Source organism: Pseudomonas sp. FW305-96, from assembly GCF_058783825.1.
Map to the genome: position 1 here is coordinate 26960 of NZ_JBYSYW010000019.1, position 16450 is coordinate 43409.

Annotated in this window: 14 protein-coding genes; all 14 read left to right on the forward strand. The window is 63.1% G+C overall.

Features of this window, described 5'->3' with window-relative positions; translation table 11 throughout:
- Positions 1-173 precede the first annotated feature (173 nt).
- Positions 174-917, forward strand: coding sequence for a UMP kinase (gene pyrH, locus AC3WL2_RS15610; protein ID WP_028690676.1), 744 nt, complete (start codon positions 174-176; stop codon positions 915-917).
- Positions 914-1471 (forward strand): ribosome recycling factor, encoded by a 558-nt coding sequence (frr, locus tag AC3WL2_RS15615; RefSeq protein WP_046854394.1) that lies wholly within the window; start codon positions 914-916, stop codon positions 1469-1471. The genes pyrH and frr overlap by 4 nt, the downstream gene beginning before the upstream one ends.
- Positions 1472-1487: 16 nt before the next feature.
- Positions 1488-2243 (forward strand): polyprenyl diphosphate synthase, encoded by a 756-nt coding sequence (uppS, locus tag AC3WL2_RS15620; RefSeq protein ID WP_102684051.1) that lies wholly within the window; start codon positions 1488-1490, stop codon positions 2241-2243.
- On the forward strand, positions 2243-3058 hold the full coding sequence (locus AC3WL2_RS15625) for a phosphatidate cytidylyltransferase (RefSeq protein ID WP_038706689.1): 816 nt from the start codon (positions 2243-2245) through the stop codon (positions 3056-3058). Before uppS ends, AC3WL2_RS15625 begins: the two co-directional genes overlap by 1 nt.
- Positions 3055-4245 carry a 1-deoxy-D-xylulose-5-phosphate reductoisomerase gene (ispC, locus tag AC3WL2_RS15630; protein WP_102684052.1) on the forward strand — a complete coding sequence of 397 codons (1191 nt, stop codon included), beginning with the start codon at positions 3055-3057 and terminating at the stop codon, positions 4243-4245. Before AC3WL2_RS15625 ends, ispC begins: the two co-directional genes overlap by 4 nt.
- 42 nt (positions 4246-4287) lie before the next feature.
- Entirely contained in the window at positions 4288-5640 is a 1353-nt protein-coding gene (gene rseP, locus AC3WL2_RS15635) for an RIP metalloprotease RseP (protein ID WP_102684053.1), read from the forward strand.
- A 75-nt stretch (positions 5641-5715) separates the two neighbouring features.
- Positions 5716-8064, forward strand: a complete 2349-nt coding sequence (gene bamA / locus AC3WL2_RS15640; protein ID WP_102684054.1) for an outer membrane protein assembly factor BamA — start codon at positions 5716-5718, stop codon at positions 8062-8064.
- A 44-nt stretch (positions 8065-8108) separates the two neighbouring features.
- Complete coding sequence (locus tag AC3WL2_RS15645) at positions 8109-8612, forward strand: OmpH/Skp family outer membrane protein (protein WP_023629834.1); 504 nt, start codon at positions 8109-8111, stop codon at positions 8610-8612.
- 1 nt (position 8613) lies between these two features.
- Positions 8614-9669 (forward strand): UDP-3-O-(3-hydroxymyristoyl)glucosamine N-acyltransferase, encoded by a 1056-nt coding sequence (gene lpxD / locus AC3WL2_RS15650; RefSeq protein WP_102684055.1) that lies wholly within the window; start codon positions 8614-8616, stop codon positions 9667-9669.
- 112 nt (positions 9670-9781) lie between these two features.
- The gene (gene fabZ / locus AC3WL2_RS15655) at positions 9782-10222 is read left to right on the forward strand and encodes a 3-hydroxyacyl-ACP dehydratase FabZ (RefSeq protein WP_011535269.1); all 441 of its coding nucleotides are present in this window, start codon (positions 9782-9784) and stop codon (positions 10220-10222) included.
- Positions 10219-10995 (forward strand): acyl-ACP--UDP-N-acetylglucosamine O-acyltransferase, encoded by a 777-nt coding sequence (lpxA, locus tag AC3WL2_RS15660; RefSeq protein WP_102684056.1) that lies wholly within the window; start codon positions 10219-10221, stop codon positions 10993-10995. The genes fabZ and lpxA overlap by 4 nt, the downstream gene beginning before the upstream one ends.
- Before the next feature lies 1 nt (position 10996).
- On the forward strand, positions 10997-12124 hold the full coding sequence (gene lpxB, locus AC3WL2_RS15665; protein ID WP_046854401.1) for a lipid-A-disaccharide synthase: 1128 nt from the start codon (positions 10997-10999) through the stop codon (positions 12122-12124).
- Position 12125: 1 nt separating this feature from the next.
- Positions 12126-12749 (forward strand): ribonuclease HII, encoded by a 624-nt coding sequence (gene rnhB, locus AC3WL2_RS15670; RefSeq protein ID WP_102684057.1) that lies wholly within the window; start codon positions 12126-12128, stop codon positions 12747-12749.
- 83 nt (positions 12750-12832) lie between these two features.
- On the forward strand, positions 12833-16357 hold the full coding sequence (gene dnaE, locus AC3WL2_RS15675; RefSeq protein ID WP_102684058.1) for a DNA polymerase III subunit alpha: 3525 nt from the start codon (positions 12833-12835) through the stop codon (positions 16355-16357).
- The last annotated feature ends 93 nt before the right edge of the window (positions 16358-16450 follow it).

Here is a 16450-nt window from a genome sequence, read left to right on the forward strand (position 1 = left end):
GACTCGTCTGTCGCCCCAAAGAGGCTGCCCGCTCACGCGCGCAGCCTCTTTGTCAAAGCGGGAGTGGTTTACCAGACCGCTGCTCGCTGACGCAGTAGCTGCGTCACGCTAGAGTTACGCGCAGGCTGAAGCAGCCCGCCAGATTTTTACAAACGCCGCAGGAGAGATTCGCAATGGCTCAGCAGGGCAGTGGTCATCAGGCTCGCTATAAACGCATTCTACTCAAACTTAGCGGCGAGGCCCTGATGGGCTCGGAAGAGTTCGGGATCGACCCCAAGGTCCTGGATCGCATGGCGCTGGAAGTCGGCCAGCTGGTCGGCATCGGCGTCCAGGTCGGCCTGGTGATTGGTGGTGGCAACCTGTTCCGTGGCGCGGCGCTCAGCGCAGCCGGCATGGATCGGGTCACTGGCGACCACATGGGCATGCTGGCCACCGTGATGAATGGCCTGGCCATGCGCGATGCGCTGGAGCGGGCGAATATCACCGCGATCGTCATGTCGGCCATCTCCATGGTCGGCGTCACCGATCACTATGATCGCCGCAAGGCCATGCGCCACCTGAACTCGAAAGAAGTCGTGATCTTCGCTGCCGGTACCGGCAACCCGTTCTTCACCACCGACTCCGCCGCTTGCCTGCGCGCCATCGAAATCGATGCCGACGTGGTATTGAAGGCAACCAAGGTCGATGGTGTATACACTGCAGATCCATTCAAGGACCCGCATGCCGAGAAGTTCGATCATCTGTCCTACGATGAAGTGCTGGATCGCAAGCTGGGTGTAATGGACCTGACGGCAATCTGCCTGTGCCGCGATCACAAGATGCCGTTGCGCGTCTTCAACATGAACAAACCCGGCGCCCTGCTGAACATCGTGCATGGCGGCGCGGAAGGAACTCTGATCGAGGAAGTTCAAAAATGATCAACGAAATCAAGAAAGACGCCCAGGCGCGCATGCAAAAGTCGCTGGAGTCGCTGATCCACGCATTTGGCCAGATCCGCACTGGCAAGGCGCACCCGAGCGTCCTGGGTAGCGTGATGGTGCCTTACTATGGCACCGACACCCCGCTGACCAGCGTGGCCAACGTGACCGTGAAAGACAACCAGACCCTGCAAGTGGTGCCTTTCGAGCGCAACATGCTGGGCGCCATCGACAAGGCTATCGGCAGTGCCGGCTTGAACCTCAACCCGACCAACCTGGGTGAGTTGCTGCTGGTCAACATGCCCCCGCTGACCGAAGAAACCCGCAAGGGCTTCACCAAGCAGGCACGTGCCGCAGCCGAAGATGCCCGCGTTGCCGTGCGCAACATTCGTCGTGACGCCATGGGTGACCTGAAGAAGCTGTCCAAGGACAAGGAAATCAGTGAAGACGAAGAGCGTCGTGCCAGTGCCGACATCGACAAGCTGATCAAGGATTTCGAGGCGCAGATCGCCAAGGCCACCGAAGCAAAAGAAAAGGACCTGATGGCCATCTAAGGGTCAGGACGCCTTCATGGAAAAGACCAAGCAGACTGTGCCCTCCGTGGTGCCGCGTCACGTGGCGATCATCATGGATGGGAATAATCGCTGGGCGAAGAAGCGCTTTATGCCCGGCGTTGCCGGGCATAAAGCGGGTGTCGATGCGGTGCGCGCCGTAATTGAAGTGTGCGCCGAGGCCAAGGTCGAGGTGCTCACGCTTTTTGCGTTCTCCAGTGAGAACTGGCAGCGACCGGCGGACGAAGTCAGTGCCCTCATGGACCTGTTCTTCAAGGCGCTGCGCCGAGAGGCCAAGCGCCTGAACGACAATAACATCAGCCTGCGCATCATCGGCGACCGCTCACGCTTCCACCCTGAACTCCAGGCTGCTATGCGCGAGGCTGAGGCTGCGACCGCCGGCAGCAACCGCTTCATCCTGCAGATCGCCGCCAACTACGGTGGCCAGTGGGATATTGCCCAGGCTGCCCAGCGCCTGGCGCGTGAAGTGCAGGCCGGCCATCTGCGGCCGGAGGACATCACGCCGGATCTGCTGCAGACCTGCCTGGTGACGGGTGACCTGCCATTGCCTGACCTGTGCATCCGCACCGGTGGCGAGCACCGCATCAGCAATTTCCTCTTGTGGCAGCTGGCCTACGCCGAGCTGTACTTCTCCGACCTCTATTGGCCGGACTTCAAACACGAGGCCATGCGCAATGCGCTGGCCGATTTCGCTTCGCGCCAGCGCCGCTTCGGTAAGACCAGCGAGCAGGTCGAAGCCGGAGCCCGTGCTTAATGCTTAAACAACGCATCATTACCGCGCTGATCCTGCTGCCGATCGCGGTGGGTGGTTTCTTCCTGCTCAATGGTGGGGATTTCGCCCTCTTCATCGGTTTCGTGGTGACGCTCGGTGCCTGGGAGTGGGCGCGTCTGGCCGGCCTGGTGGCGCAACCGTTGCGCATCGCCTATGCCGCCGTGGTCGCGGGCGGGCTGATGCTGCTCTACCTGATGCCGGATCTCGCGCCCTGGGTGCTGGGCGCTTCGGTGATCTGGTGGGCGCTGGCCACGTGGCTGGTGCTGACCTATCCGCGCAGCGGCGAGCTATGGAGCAGTGCCGCCTGCCGCCTGCTGATCGGCCTGCTGGTGTTGCTGCCCGCCTGGCAGGGGCTGGTGCTGCTCAAGCACTGGCCGCTGGGCAACTGGCTGATCCTGGCGGTCATGGTGCTGGTCTGGGCGGCCGACATCGGTGCCTATTTCTCCGGCCGTGCCTTCGGCAAGCGCAAGCTGGCGCCACAGGTCAGCCCGGGCAAGAGCTGGGAGGGCGTGTATGGCGGCCTCGCGGTCAGCCTGCTGATCACCCTGGGCGTGGGCATTGCCCGTGACTGGAGTGTCGGCCAGGTGCTGCTGGGCTTGCTGGGCGCCGTGGTGGTGGTGATGTCTTCGGTGGTCGGCGACCTGACCGAAAGCATGTTCAAGCGCCGTGAAGGCATCAAGGACAGCAGCAACCTGCTGCCGGGCCATGGCGGCGTGCTTGATCGTATCGACAGCCTGACCGCGGCGATTCCGATGTTTGCCGTATTGTTGTGGGCGGCTGAGTGGGGTGTGATGTGAGTCGCGTGCAACGCATTACCGTGCTGGGGGCCACCGGCTCCATTGGCTTGAGCACGTTGGACGTCATCGCTCGCCATCCTGACCGTTACCAGGTGTTCGCCTTGAGCGGCTATTCGCGCATCGACGAACTGCTGGCCCTGTGCGAGCGCCATCGCCCGGCGTACGCCGTGGTACCGAGCGCCGAGGCGGCCGGGCGGCTGCGCGCGGGGCTGGCCAGGAGCGGATGTGCCACCGAGGTGCTGGAAGGTGAGGCCGGGCTGTGCCAGGTCGCCTCCGCATCGGAGGTCGATACCGTGATGGCCGCCATCGTCGGTGCTGCCGGCCTGCGTCCAACCCTGGCCGCGGTCGAGGCGGGCAAGAAGGTACTGTTGGCCAACAAGGAAGCCCTGGTGATGTCCGGGGCCCTGTTCATGCAGGCGGTGCAGCGTAGCGGCGCGGTGCTGCTGCCGATCGACAGCGAGCACAACGCGATATTCCAGTGCATGCCCGGCGACTACGCCCGGGGCCTGGGCGCTGTCGGCGTGCGCCGCATCCTGCTGACGGCCTCCGGCGGCCCGTTCCGCGAAACCCCGGCTGAAGCCTTGCTGGATGTCACGCCGGAACAGGCCTGCGCCCACCCGAATTGGTCCATGGGGCGCAAGATCTCGGTCGACTCGGCGAGCATGCTGAACAAAGGCCTGGAGCTGATCGAGGCCTGCTGGCTGTTCGACGCCAAGCCTTCGCAGGTCGAAGTGGTGGTGCACCCGCAGAGTGTCATCCACTCGTTGGTGGACTATGTCGATGGCTCGGTGCTCGCCCAGTTGGGCAACCCCGACATGCGCACGCCGATCTCCAATGCCCTGGCCTGGCCGGAGCGCATCGATTCGGGCGTGGCGCCGCTGGACCTGTTCGCCATCGCCCGTCTGGATTTCCAGGCCCCCGACGAACAGCGCTTCCCATGCCTGCGCCTGGCGCGTCAGGCTGCCGAGGCGGGCAACAGTGCGCCGGCGGTGCTCAATGCCGCCAACGAAGTGGCTGTCGAAGCGTTTCTCCAGCGGCGTATCCGCTTCCCGGAGATCGCGGGTATGATCGAACAAGTGCTCGACCAGGAGCCTGTGGTGGCATTGCCCACGCTCGACGCGGTATTCGCCGCCGACCAGCGTGCCCGGGAGCTGTCCCGGGAATGGTTGCGACGCCACGGCCGCTGAAGCCTGCGGCCGGCTCCGCCGAATGTCATCCGGAGATAGGACATGACTGCGCTCTACATGATTGTCGGCACGCTGATTGCGCTCGGCGTGCTGGTCACCTTCCACGAGTTCGGCCACTTCTGGGTCGCGCGGCGCTGCGGGGTCAAGGTCCTGCGCTTCTCGGTGGGCTTCGGTACGCCGTTGCTGCGCTGGCACGATCGCCAGGGCACCGAGTTCGTCGTTGCCGCGATTCCCCTGGGCGGCTACGTCAAGATGCTCGACGAGCGCGAGGGCGAGGTGCCGCCGGCGCTGGTCGAGCAATCGTTCAACCGTAAATCGGTGCGCCAGCGCATCGCCATCGTGGCGGCCGGCCCGGTTGCCAACTTTCTCCTCGCGATCCTGTTCTTCTGGGTGCTGGCCATGCTCGGCTCGCAGCAGGTGCGCCCGGTCATCGGCGCGGTCGAGGCGGGCAGCCTGGCGGCCAGTGCCGGTCTGGGCGTCGGCCAGGAAATCGCTTCCATCGATGGCAAACCGACCAATGGCTGGTCGGCGGTCAACCTGCAGTTGGTGCGTCGCCTCGGCGAGAGCGGCACGCTGCGAGTAGGTGTGCTCGATGAAGGGGCAACGGTCGAGCGCCAGCTCGACATTACCCTGAACAATTGGCTCAAGGGCGCCGATGAGCCTGATCCGATCCAGTCCCTGGGCCTGCGCCCGTGGCGACCTGCGATGGTTCCGGTGCTGGCGGAGATCGATCCGAAAGGGCCGGCCGCCGCCGCCGGGCTCAAGACCGGTGACAAGCTGCTGGCGCTCGACGGCGTGGCGCTGGGCGACTGGCAGCAGGTGGTCGACGCGGTCCGTGCCCGCCCCGAGCGTACGGTGAACCTGCGCATCGAGCGCGACGGCGCAACCCTCGAAGTACCGGTCACCCTGGCGCGCAAGGGCGAAGGCCAGGCATCCGGTGGCTACCTCGGGGCTGGGGTCAAGGCGAGCGAATGGCCGGCGAAGATGCTTCGCGAGGTCAGTTACGGGCCGCTGGAGGCGGTGGGCGAGGGCTTGTCCCGCACTTGGAACATGAGTGTCCTGACCCTCGAATCGCTGAAGAAAATGCTGTTCGGTGAGCTCTCGGTAAAAAACTTGAGCGGACCGATAACCATTGCTAAAGTGGCGGGCGCTTCAGCCCAGTCGGGCGTTGGGGATTTCCTGAATTTCCTGGCCTACCTGAGCATAAGCCTGGGGGTTCTGAACCTGCTGCCCATCCCGGTACTGGATGGGGGGCATTTGCTGTTCTACCTGATCGAGTGGGCGCGCGGTCGTCCGCTCTCGGATCGGGTGCAAGGTTGGGGGGTCCAGATCGGTATCAGTTTGGTCGTCGGGGTGATGTTGCTCGCCCTGATCAACGATCTGGGTCGACTATAAAAGCTTCGCTCAATCGCGAAACCTGCCGCTTTCTCGCGGCGGGTTGTTTATTGCCAGTTGGAATAAAAGGACTTCATGAAACGTCTGCTGCTAACTGCGGTGCTCTCCGCACTGATGATCGCTGAAGTTCACGCCGAGTCCTTCACCATCTCCGATATTCGTGTCAACGGCCTGCAGCGGGTTTCCGCCGGCAGCGTGTTCGGCGCGTTGCCGCTGAACGTCGGTGACCAGGTCGACGACCGCCGTCTGGTCGAGTCCACCCGCTCGCTGTTCAAGACCGGCTTCTTCCAGGACATCCAGCTGAACCGCGACGGCAATGTCCTGATCATCAACGTGGTCGAGCGCCCTTCGGTGTCGAGCATCGAGATCGAAGGCAACAAGGCGATCAGCACCGAAGACCTGATGAAGGGCCTGAAGCAGTCGGGCCTGGCCGAAGGCGAGATCTTCCAGCGCGCGACGCTCGAAGGCGTGCGTAACGAGCTGCAGCGCCAGTACGTGGCCCAGGGCCGCTACTCCGCCGAAGTCGACGCCGAAGTCGTGCCGCAGCCGCGCAACCGCGTCGGCCTGAAGATCAAGATCAACGAAGGCACCGTGGCCGCGATCCAGCACATCAACGTGGTGGGCAACACGGTCTTCGACGACGAGACCCTAGGCCAGCTGTTCGAGCTCAAGACCACCAACTGGCTGTCGTTTTTCAAGAACGACGACAAGTACGCCCGCGAAAAACTGTCCGGTGACCTGGAGCGCCTGCGTTCCTACTACCTGGACCGCGGCTACATCAACATGGACATCGCCTCCACCCAGGTGTCGATCACCCCGGACAAGAAGCACGTCTACATCACTGTCAACATCAACGAGGGCGAGAAGTACACCGTCCGCGACGTGAAGTTGTCCGGTGACCTGAAAGTGCCGGAAGACCAGGTCAAGTCGCTGCTGCTGGTGCAGCCGGGCCAGGTGTTCTCGCGCAAGGTGATGACCACCACCTCTGACCTGATCACCCGTCGCCTGGGTAACGAAGGCTATACCTTCGCCAACGTCAACGGCGTGCCGCAACCGAACGACCAGGATCACACCGTCGACATCATGTTCGTCGTCGATCCGGGCAAGCGTGCCTACGTCAACCGCATCAACTACCGCGGCAACACCAAGACCGAAGACGAAGTGCTGCGCCGCGAAATGCGCCAGATGGAAGGCGGCTGGGCTTCGACCTACCTCATCGACCAATCCAAGACCCGCCTCGAGCGCCTGGGCTTCTTCAAGGAAGTCAACGTCGAGACGCCGCCGGTGCCGGGCACCGACGACCAGGTCGACGTCAACTACAGCGTCGAAGAGCAAGCCTCCGGCTCGATCACCGCCAGCGTCGGTTTCGCCCAAAGCGCGGGCCTGATCCTGGGTGGCTCGATCAGCCAGAACAACTTCCTGGGTACCGGTAACAAGGTCTCCATCGGCCTGACCCGTTCCGAATACCAGACCCGCTACAACTTCGGCTACGTTGATCCCTACTTCACCCCCGACGGTGTGAGCCTGGGTTACAACGCCTTCTACCGCAGCACCGACTACGACGACCTCGACGTCGACGTGGCCAGCTATGCGGTGGACAGCCTGGGTGCCGGCGTCAGCCTCGGCTACCCGATCAGCGAGACTTCGCGCCTGACCTACGGCCTGACCGTGCAGCAGGACAAGCTGAAGACCGGCCGCTACACCGTCGATGAGATCTTCAAGTTCATCCAGGACGAAGGCGACAACTTCCTCAACTTCAAGGCGTCGATCGGCTGGTCCGAGTCGACCCTTAACAAGGGCGTGCTGGCCACCCGTGGTCACTCGCAGAGCCTGACCCTCGAGACCACCGTGCCGGGCAGCGACCTGTCGTTCTACAAGCTCGACTACCGTGGTCAGCTGTTCAAGCCGATCAACAACGACTACACCCTGCGCCTGCACACCGAGCTGGGCTACGGTGACGGTTTTGGCGGCACTTCGGGGCTGCCGTTCTACGAGAACTACTACGCGGGCGGCTTCAACTCCGTGCGCGGCTTCAAGGACAGCACCCTGGGCCCACGCAGCACGCCTAGTAGCGGCAAGAACCCGGGCACCATCGCCGACCCGGACCAGGATCCGCTGCCGTTCGGTGGCAACGTCCTCGTCCAGGGCGGTGTGGAGCTGCTGTTCCCGCTGCCGTTCGTCAAGGACCAGCGTTCGCTGCGCACCTCCGTGTTCTGGGACGTGGGTAACGTGTTCGACACCAACTGCGGTTCCAAGCCGGACTGCACCAAGGTCGGTTTCTCGGACATGGCCAGTTCCGTCGGTCTGGGCGTAACCTGGATCACCGCGCTGGGCCCGCTGAGCTTCAGCCTGGCGATGCCGATCAAGAAGCCGGACGACGCCGACACGCAAGTGTTCCAATTCTCTCTGGGCCAGACCTTCTGAGGTCGGCCCTTGCATAACGACAACGGATTATCCAGGAGTGCATCGTGCGTAAGTTGACTCAACTGGCCCTCGTGGCCGCGGCGCTGGTCGCCACCCCGGCTTTCGCCGAAATGAAGGTTGCCGTGCTGAACTATCAGATGGCCCTGCTGGAATCCGACGCGGCCAAGAAATACGCCGTTGACGCCGAGAAGAAGTTCGGCCCGCAACTGACCAAGCTCAAGGGCCTGGAAAGCAGCGCCAAGGGCATCCAGGATCGCCTGATCAAGGGCGGCGACAAGATGCCTCAGCCAGAGCGCGAGCGCCTCGAGCTCGAGTTCAAGCAAAAGGCCCGCGACTTCCAGTTCCAGTCCAAGGAACTCAACGAAGCCAAGGCCGTGGCGGATCGCGACATGCTCAAGCAGCTCAAGCCCAAGCTTGATGGCGCCGTCGAGGAAGTGATCAAGAAGGGCGGCTTCGACCTGGTGCTCGAGCGTGGCGCGGTCATCGATGTCAAGCCGCAGTACGACATCACCCGCCAGGTCATCGAGCGCATGAACCAAGCCCGTTGATATGACCGTAACCATGACACTCGGCCAGCTGGCCGAAGCCCTCGGCGCCGAGCTCAAAGGCCCCGAGGCGCTGGAAATCACCGGGTTGGCCACCTTGCAGGAGGCCGTTTCCGGGCAGCTGAGTTTCCTCGCCAACAAGCAGTACCGCAAGTTTCTGGACGATTCCACGGCCAGCGCGGTATTGCTCAAGGCCGAGGACGCCGAAGGTTTCTCCGGCAATGCCTTGATCGTGGCCGACCCGTATTTGGCTTACGCACGCATCTCGCACCTGTTCGATCCGAAGCCCAAGGCTGTGGCGGGAATTCATCCCAGCGCCGTGGTTGCCGAGGATGCCCAGGTGGATGCCAGCGCCAGCATCGGTCCGTTCGCGGTGGTCGAAAGCGGCGCGCGAATCGACGCCAACGTGACGGTCGGCGCGCACTGTTTCATCGGTGCCCGTTGCGTCATCGGTGAGGGTGGCTGGTTGGCACCCCGTGTCACGCTGTATCACGACGTGACCATTGGCAAGCGCGTGGTCATCCAGTCCGGCGCGGTGATCGGTGGCGAGGGCTTCGGCTTTGCCAACGAGAAAGGCATCTGGCGCAAGATTGCGCAGATCGGCGGCGTCACCCTGGGCGACGATGTCGAGATTGGCGTGAACACCGCGGTGGACCGCGGCGCCCTGTCGGACACGCGCATCGGTGATGGCGTCAAGCTCGACAACCAGATCCAGATCGCCCATAACGTGCAGGTCGGTGACCACACGGCGATGGCGGCCTGCGTCGGTATCTCGGGCAGCACCCGTATCGGCAAGCACTGCATGATTGCCGGTGGTGTCGGGATGGTCGGTCACATCGACGTCTGCGACAATGTTTTCGTCTCCGGCATGACCATGGTGACCCGTTCGATTACCGAACCGGGTGGCTACTCTTCCGGAACTGCCATGCAACCCTTGGCCGAATGGCGCAAGAGCGCCGCTCGCATTCGCCAGCTGGACGAGATGTCCAAGCGTCTCCAGCAGCTGGAAAAGCGTGTCGACACCGTGACCTCAGGTGGCCAGCCGACATCAGAAGGCTGATACCATTTACTGAGCGAGCGTTACAGTCGCTAGCTGGCTCCTCTTTGGATCTGCAAAAGGAGCGTGTGGTCAGCACCTGCGCTCCCTATTCTTATACAGGCTTCCCCCCGAAATGATGGACATCAACGAGATTCGCGAATACCTGCCTCACCGTTACCCGTTCCTGCTGGTGGACCGGGTGACGGAGCTGGACTTCGAGGCCCAAAGCATTCGTGCCTACAAGAATGTCAGCATCAACGAGCCGTTCTTCAATGGCCACTTCCCGGCGCATCCGATCATGCCGGGCGTGCTGATCATCGAGGCGATGGCCCAGGCGGCCGGAATTCTCGGATTCAAGATGCTCGACGCCAAACCGGCTGACGGCACGCTTTATTACTTTGTCGGCTCCGACAAGCTGCGTTTCCGCCAACCGGTACTGCCGGGTGACCAGCTGGTCCTGGAAGCCAAGTTCCTCAGCCGCAAGAGCATGATCTGGAAGTTCGAATGCCGTGCCCTGGTGGACGGCAAGCCAGTCTGCTCGGCCGAGATCACCTGTGCGGAACGCTCCCTATGAGTTCGATTGATCCACGGGCGATCATCGACCCCTCGGCCAAGCTGGCCGAGGGCGTCGAGGTTGGCCCCTGGTCGATCGTAGGCCCCGATGTGGAAATCGGGGAGGGTACCGTCATTGGCCCGCACGTCGTGCTTAAAGGGCCGACTCGTATTGGCAAGCACAACCGTATCTACCAGTTCTCCTCGATCGGTGAAGACACCCCTGACCTGAAGTACAAGGGTGAGCCGACGCGCCTGGTGATCGGTGACCACAATGTGATCCGCGAGGGTGTCACCATCCATCGCGGCACCGTGCAGGACCGTTCGGAAACGACGCTGGGCGATCACAACCTGATCATGGCCTATGCCCACATCGGCCATGACAGCGTCATCGGCAACCACTGCATCCTGGTCAACAACACCGCGTTGGCCGGGCACGTGCACGTGGGCGACTGGGCGATCCTGTCGGGCTACACACTGGTGCACCAGTACTGCCATATCGGCGCGCATGCCTTTTCCGGCATGGGTACCGCGATCGGCAAGGACGTGCCGGCTTATGTGACGGTGTTCGGCAGCCCGGCCGAGGCGCGTAGCATGAACTTCGAAGGCCTGCGCCGTCGTGGTTTCAGCGACGAGGTGCTGCATGCACTGCGCCGCGCCTACAAAGTTGTCTATCGCCAGGGCCTGACCGTCGAAGAGGCGCTCAAGGAGCTGGACGAGCTGGTGAGCCAGTTCCCGGAAGTCGACCTGTTCCGTCAATCGATCGCCAACTCCGCCCGCGGCATCACGCGCTGACATGGCCCAGCTTTGCGTGGCGCTGGTCGCGGGCGAGGCCAGCGGCGACATCCTCGGTTCCGGCTTGATGCGTGCCATCAAGGCGCGCCACCCCGATGTGCGGTTCATCGGCGTCGGCGGGCCATTGATGGAGGCCGAAGGCATGACCTCCTACTTCCCGATGGAACGCCTGGCCGTCATGGGCCTGGTCGAGGTGCTTGGGCGTCTGCGCGAGCTGCTCAAGCGGCGCAAGCTGTTGATCGAGACACTGATCGGTGAAAAGCCTGACGTGTTCATCGGTATCGATGCACCTGATTTCACCCTGAATATCGAACTCAAGCTGCGCCAGGCCGGGATCAAGACAGTGCACTATGTCAGCCCGTCGGTCTGGGCCTGGCGGCAGAAACGTGTGCTGAAGATCCGCGAGGGGTGCGACCTGATGCTCACCCTGCTGCCGTTCGAGGCGCGCTTCTATGAAGAGCAGGGTGTGCCGGTGCGCTTCGTCGGCCACCCGTTGGCGGACACCATTCCCCTCGAGGCTGACCGTGGCGCGGCGCGTGCCGAGCTGGGCCTGGGTGATGGCCCGGTGATCGCTCTGATGCCCGGCAGTCGCGGCGGCGAAGTGGGGCGCCTGGGCGCCTTGTTCCTTGATGCGGCCCAGCGCCTGCGCGAGCTGGTGCCTGGCGCACGTTTCGTGCTGCCGTGCGCCAATGCCGCGCGCCGCGCCCAGGTCGAGCAGATGCTCGAAGGGCGCGAGCTGCCGCTGACCCTGCTCGACGGCCAGTCGCACAAGGCTCTGGCGGCGTGCGACGCGGTGCTGATCGCCTCGGGTACCGCCACCCTGGAAGCGATGCTGTACAAGCGGCCGATGGTGGTGGCTTATCGCCTGGCACCGTTGACGTACTGGATCCTCAAACGCATGGTCAAGAGCCCCTACGTGTCGCTGCCCAACTTGCTTGCCCAGCGGCTGTTGGTACCCGAGCTGCTGCAGGACGCCGCCACCAGCGAGGCCTTGGCGCAAACCCTGGCACCGCTGGTCAAGGATGGCGCGCAGCAGACCGACAGCTTCGACCAGATTCACCGCACCCTGCGCCGTGACGCCTCCAACCAGGCGGCCGACGCGGTGCTTGCCTTGTTGAAGGACCGCTGACATGCAGATTGGACTGGATTTCAACCTGGTCGAGGAACTGGTGGCAGGTGTAGACGAAGTGGGGCGGGGTCCGCTGTGCGGCGCGGTGGTAACCGCAGCGGTTATTCTCGACCCGCGCCGGCCGATCCTCGGTCTGAACGACTCGAAGAAACTCACCGAGGCCAAGCGCGATGCGCTGTTCGACGAGATCTGCGAAAAGGCGCTGAGTTTCTGCATCGCTCGCGCCGAGGTCGAGGAAATCGACCGACTGAACATCCTCCATGCGACCATGCTGGCCATGCAGCGTGCGGTCGAAGGGCTGCACGTCACGCCGAAACTGGCGCTGATCGATGGCAACCGCTGTCCGAAGCTTTCGGTACCGGCGGCTCCGGTGGTCAAGGGTGATTCGCAGGTGCCGGCAATCGCCGCCGCCTCGATTCTGGCCAAGGTCACCCGTGACCGCGAGATGAGCGCGTTCGAGCTGATCTACCCGGGTTATGGGATCGGCGGGCACAAGGGGTATCCGACTCCAGTGCACCTTGAGGCCCTGGCCCGTCTAGGGCCGACGCCCATTCATCGGCGTTCGTTCGCGCCTGTTCGAGCTGCCTGGGAAGCCCGTGAGGGCGTTTCCACTCTGCTGATCTGATCGTCGCCACTCATCGCGGGGCAAGCGCAGAGCAATACGCTACAATCCCGCCCTTGTCGTTCAGCACTGCTACAGGATCCTCCATGTCGGTCTCCTTCGTTCACCTTCGCGTGCACTCCGAATTCTCCCTGGTCGACGGCCTGGTGCGGATCAAGCCGCTGGCCAAGGCCCTGGCCGGGATGAACATGCCGGCGGTGGCGATCACCGACCAGAGCAACATGTGCTCGCTGGTGAAGTTCTACAAGACCGCCATGGGCGCCGGCATCAAGCCGATCTGCGGCGCCGACCTGTGGCTGGCTGGGGTTGACCCGGAGGCGCCACTGTCGCGCATCTGTTTCCTGGCCATGAACCCCAAGGGTTACCGCAATCTCACCGAGCTGATCTCGCGTGGTTGGACCGATGGCCAGCGCAATGGGCTGGTGATCATCCAGCGCGACTGGATCGCCCCGGCCAGCGAGGGGCTGATTGCCCTGTCCGCGGGCAAGGAAGGCGACATCGGCATGGCGCTGATGGCCAATCGTCAGGACGAAGCCCAGGTACTGCTCGCCGACTGGATGAGCATGTTCCCCGAGCGCTTCTACGTCGAGGTGCAGCGTACCAACCGCGCTGGTGACGAGGAATACGTGCACGCTGCCGTGGCCTTGGCCGACAAGCTCGGCGCGCCGCTGGTGGCGACTAATGACGTGCGCTTCGTCAAGCAGTCGGACTTCGACGCCCACGAGACCCGCGTGTGCATCGGCGAGGGCTGGACCCTGGACGACCCGCGCCGCCCGCGTGGCTACAGCGACCAGCAGTACCTCAAGTCCGCCGAAGAGATGGCCGAGCTGTTCAGCGACCTGCCGGATGCCATTGCCAACACCGTGGAGATCGCCAAGCGCTGCAACATCACCGTGCAGTTGGGCAAGTACTTCCTCCCCGACTTCCCGACGCCCAACGGCATGGGTATCGACGACTACCTGCGGCATGTCTCCCACGAAGGCCTGGAAGAGCGCCTGGCGGTGCTTTGGCCGAAGGAGACCACGCCCAATTATGAAGAGAAGCGCCAGGTTTACCTGGACCGCCTTAAGTTCGAGCTGGATATCATCATCCAGATGGGCTTCCCCGGTTACTTCCTGATCGTTATGGACTTCATCAAGTGGGCGAAGAACAACGACGTGCCGGTCGGCCCGGGCCGGGGTTCGGGTGCCGGTTCCTTGGTGGCCTACGTGCTGAAGATCACCGACCTCGACCCGTTGGCCTACGACCTGCTGTTCGAGCGCTTCCTCAACCCTGAACGTATTTCCATGCCCGACTTCGACGTCGACTTCTGCATGGATGGCCGCGACCGGGTGATCGACTACGTGGCCGAGGCCTACGGGCGCAATGCGGTGAGCCAGATCATCACCTTCGGCACCATGGCCGCCAAGGCGGTGGTGCGTGACGTGGCGCGGGTGCAGGGCAAGTCCTACGGCCTGGCCGACCGCCTGTCGAAGATGATCCCGTTCGAAGTGGGCATGACCCTGGAGAAGGCCTACGAGCAGGAAGAGATCCTGCGCGACTTCCTCAAGGGCGACGAGGATGCCCGCGAAATCTGGGACATGGCCCTCAAGCTCGAGGGTGTCACCCGCGGTACCGGCAAGCACGCCGGTGGCGTGGTGATCGCCCCGACCAAGCTTACCGACTTTTCGCCGATCGCCTGTGATGAAGAAGGCGGCGGCCTGGTGACCCAGTTCGACAAGGACGACGTCGAGGCCGCGGGCCTGGTGAAGTTCGACTTCCTCGGCCTGCGCACGCTGACGATCATCAAGTGGGCGATGGAAATCATCAACCGCGAGCAGGCCAAGAAGAACCTGCCCGACGTCAACATCGACTTCATTCCGCTGGACGACCGCAAGACCTACGAGTTGCTGCAGAAGGCTGAAACCACCGCAGTGTTCCAGCTCGAATCGCGCGGCATGAAAGAGCTGATCAAGAAGCTCAAGCCTGACTGCCTGGAAGACCTTATCGCACTGGTGGCACTGTTCCGCCCCGGTCCGCTGCAGTCGGGCATGGTGGACGACTTCATCAACCGCAAACACGGCCGCGCCGAGTTGGCCTACCCGCATGCGGACTACCAGTACGAAGGCCTCAAGCCCGTTCTTGCGCCGACCTACGGCATCATCCTGTACCAGGAACAGGTGATGCAGATCGCCCAGGTGATGGCGGGCTATACCCTGGGTGGCGCCGACATGCTGCGCCGGGCCATGGGTAAGAAAAAGCCCGAGGAAATGGCCAAGCAGCGTGGCGGTTTCATCGAAGGCTGCGTGGCCAACAACATTGATGCGGATCTGGCCGGTAACATCTTCGATCTGGTAGAGAAATTCGCCGGTTACGGGTTCAACAAATCTCACTCTGCGGCCTATGGCCTGGTCTCTTACCAGACAGCGTGGTTGAAGACCCACTACCCGGCGCCGTTCATGGCCGCGGTCCTGTCGGCGGATATGCACAACACCGACAAGGTCGTGGTGCTGGTCGAGGAAGTACGCAGCATGAAGCTGCGCCTCGACGCGCCGGACGTGAACTTCTCCGACTTCAAGTTCACCGTCAACAACGATGGCCGCATCGTCTATGGCCTGGGGGCGATCAAGGGCGTGGGCGAAGGCCCGGTGGAGGCGATCGTCGAGGCGCGCGCACAGGGTGGACCGTTCAAGGACCTGTTCGACTTCTGTGAGCGCATCGACCTCAAGCGCGTCAACAAGCGTACCCTCGATGCGTTGATCCGCAGTGGCGCACTGGATCGTCTCGGCCCGCACTTCCATGATGAGATCAAGGCCTACCAGGCCAACATCGACATCAACCGCGCGACCCTGCTCTCGGCGCTGGGTGAGGCCGTCAAGGCTGCCGAACAGGCGGCCCATACCGCCGACAGTGGCCATGTCGACCTGTTCGGCGGCATGTTCGACGAGGCGGATGTCGACGTCTACGCCAACCACCGCAAGGTGCGGGAGTTGACGCTCAAAGAGCGCCTGAAAGGCGAAAAGGACACGCTCGGCCTGTACCTCACCGGGCATCCGATTGATGAGTACGAGACCGAGATCCGTCGTTTCGCCCGCCAGCGCATTGTCGATCTGAAGCCCGCGCGGGATACCCAGACCATCGCCGGGATGATCATTGCCCTGCGCGTGATGAAGAACAAGAAGGGCGACAAGATGGGCTTCGTCACCCTCGACGACCGTTCCGGGCGCATCGAGGCCTCGTTGTTCGCCGATGCCTTCATGGGCGCCCAGGCCTTGCTGCAGACCGACGCCATGGTGGTGGTGGAGGGGGAGGTCAGTAACGACGATTTCTCCGGTGGCCTGCGCCTGCGGGTCAAGACGGTGATGACCATGGAGGATGCCCGTACCAAGCTGGCCGAAAGCCTGCGCCTGAAGGTCGCCCACGACGCGCTCAAGGGTGACCGCCTGAACTGGCTGGGCGAGCTGATCACCCGTCACCGTGGTGGCTGCCCGATCACCCTGGAGTACACCGGCAGCGACGCCAAGGCCATGCTGCAATTCGGCGACCAGTGGTCCATCGACCCGGCTGACGGCCTGATTCAGGCACTGCGTGACCAGTTCGGACGTGAGAACGTCTTCCTGCAATACCGTTGAAACGACGAATTTTAATCTCGACCTATATGCGCCTGATCCCTTAAGGTAGGGCGCCAAACGGATCAACCGGCCGGCCGCCTGGCCGTAGACCCA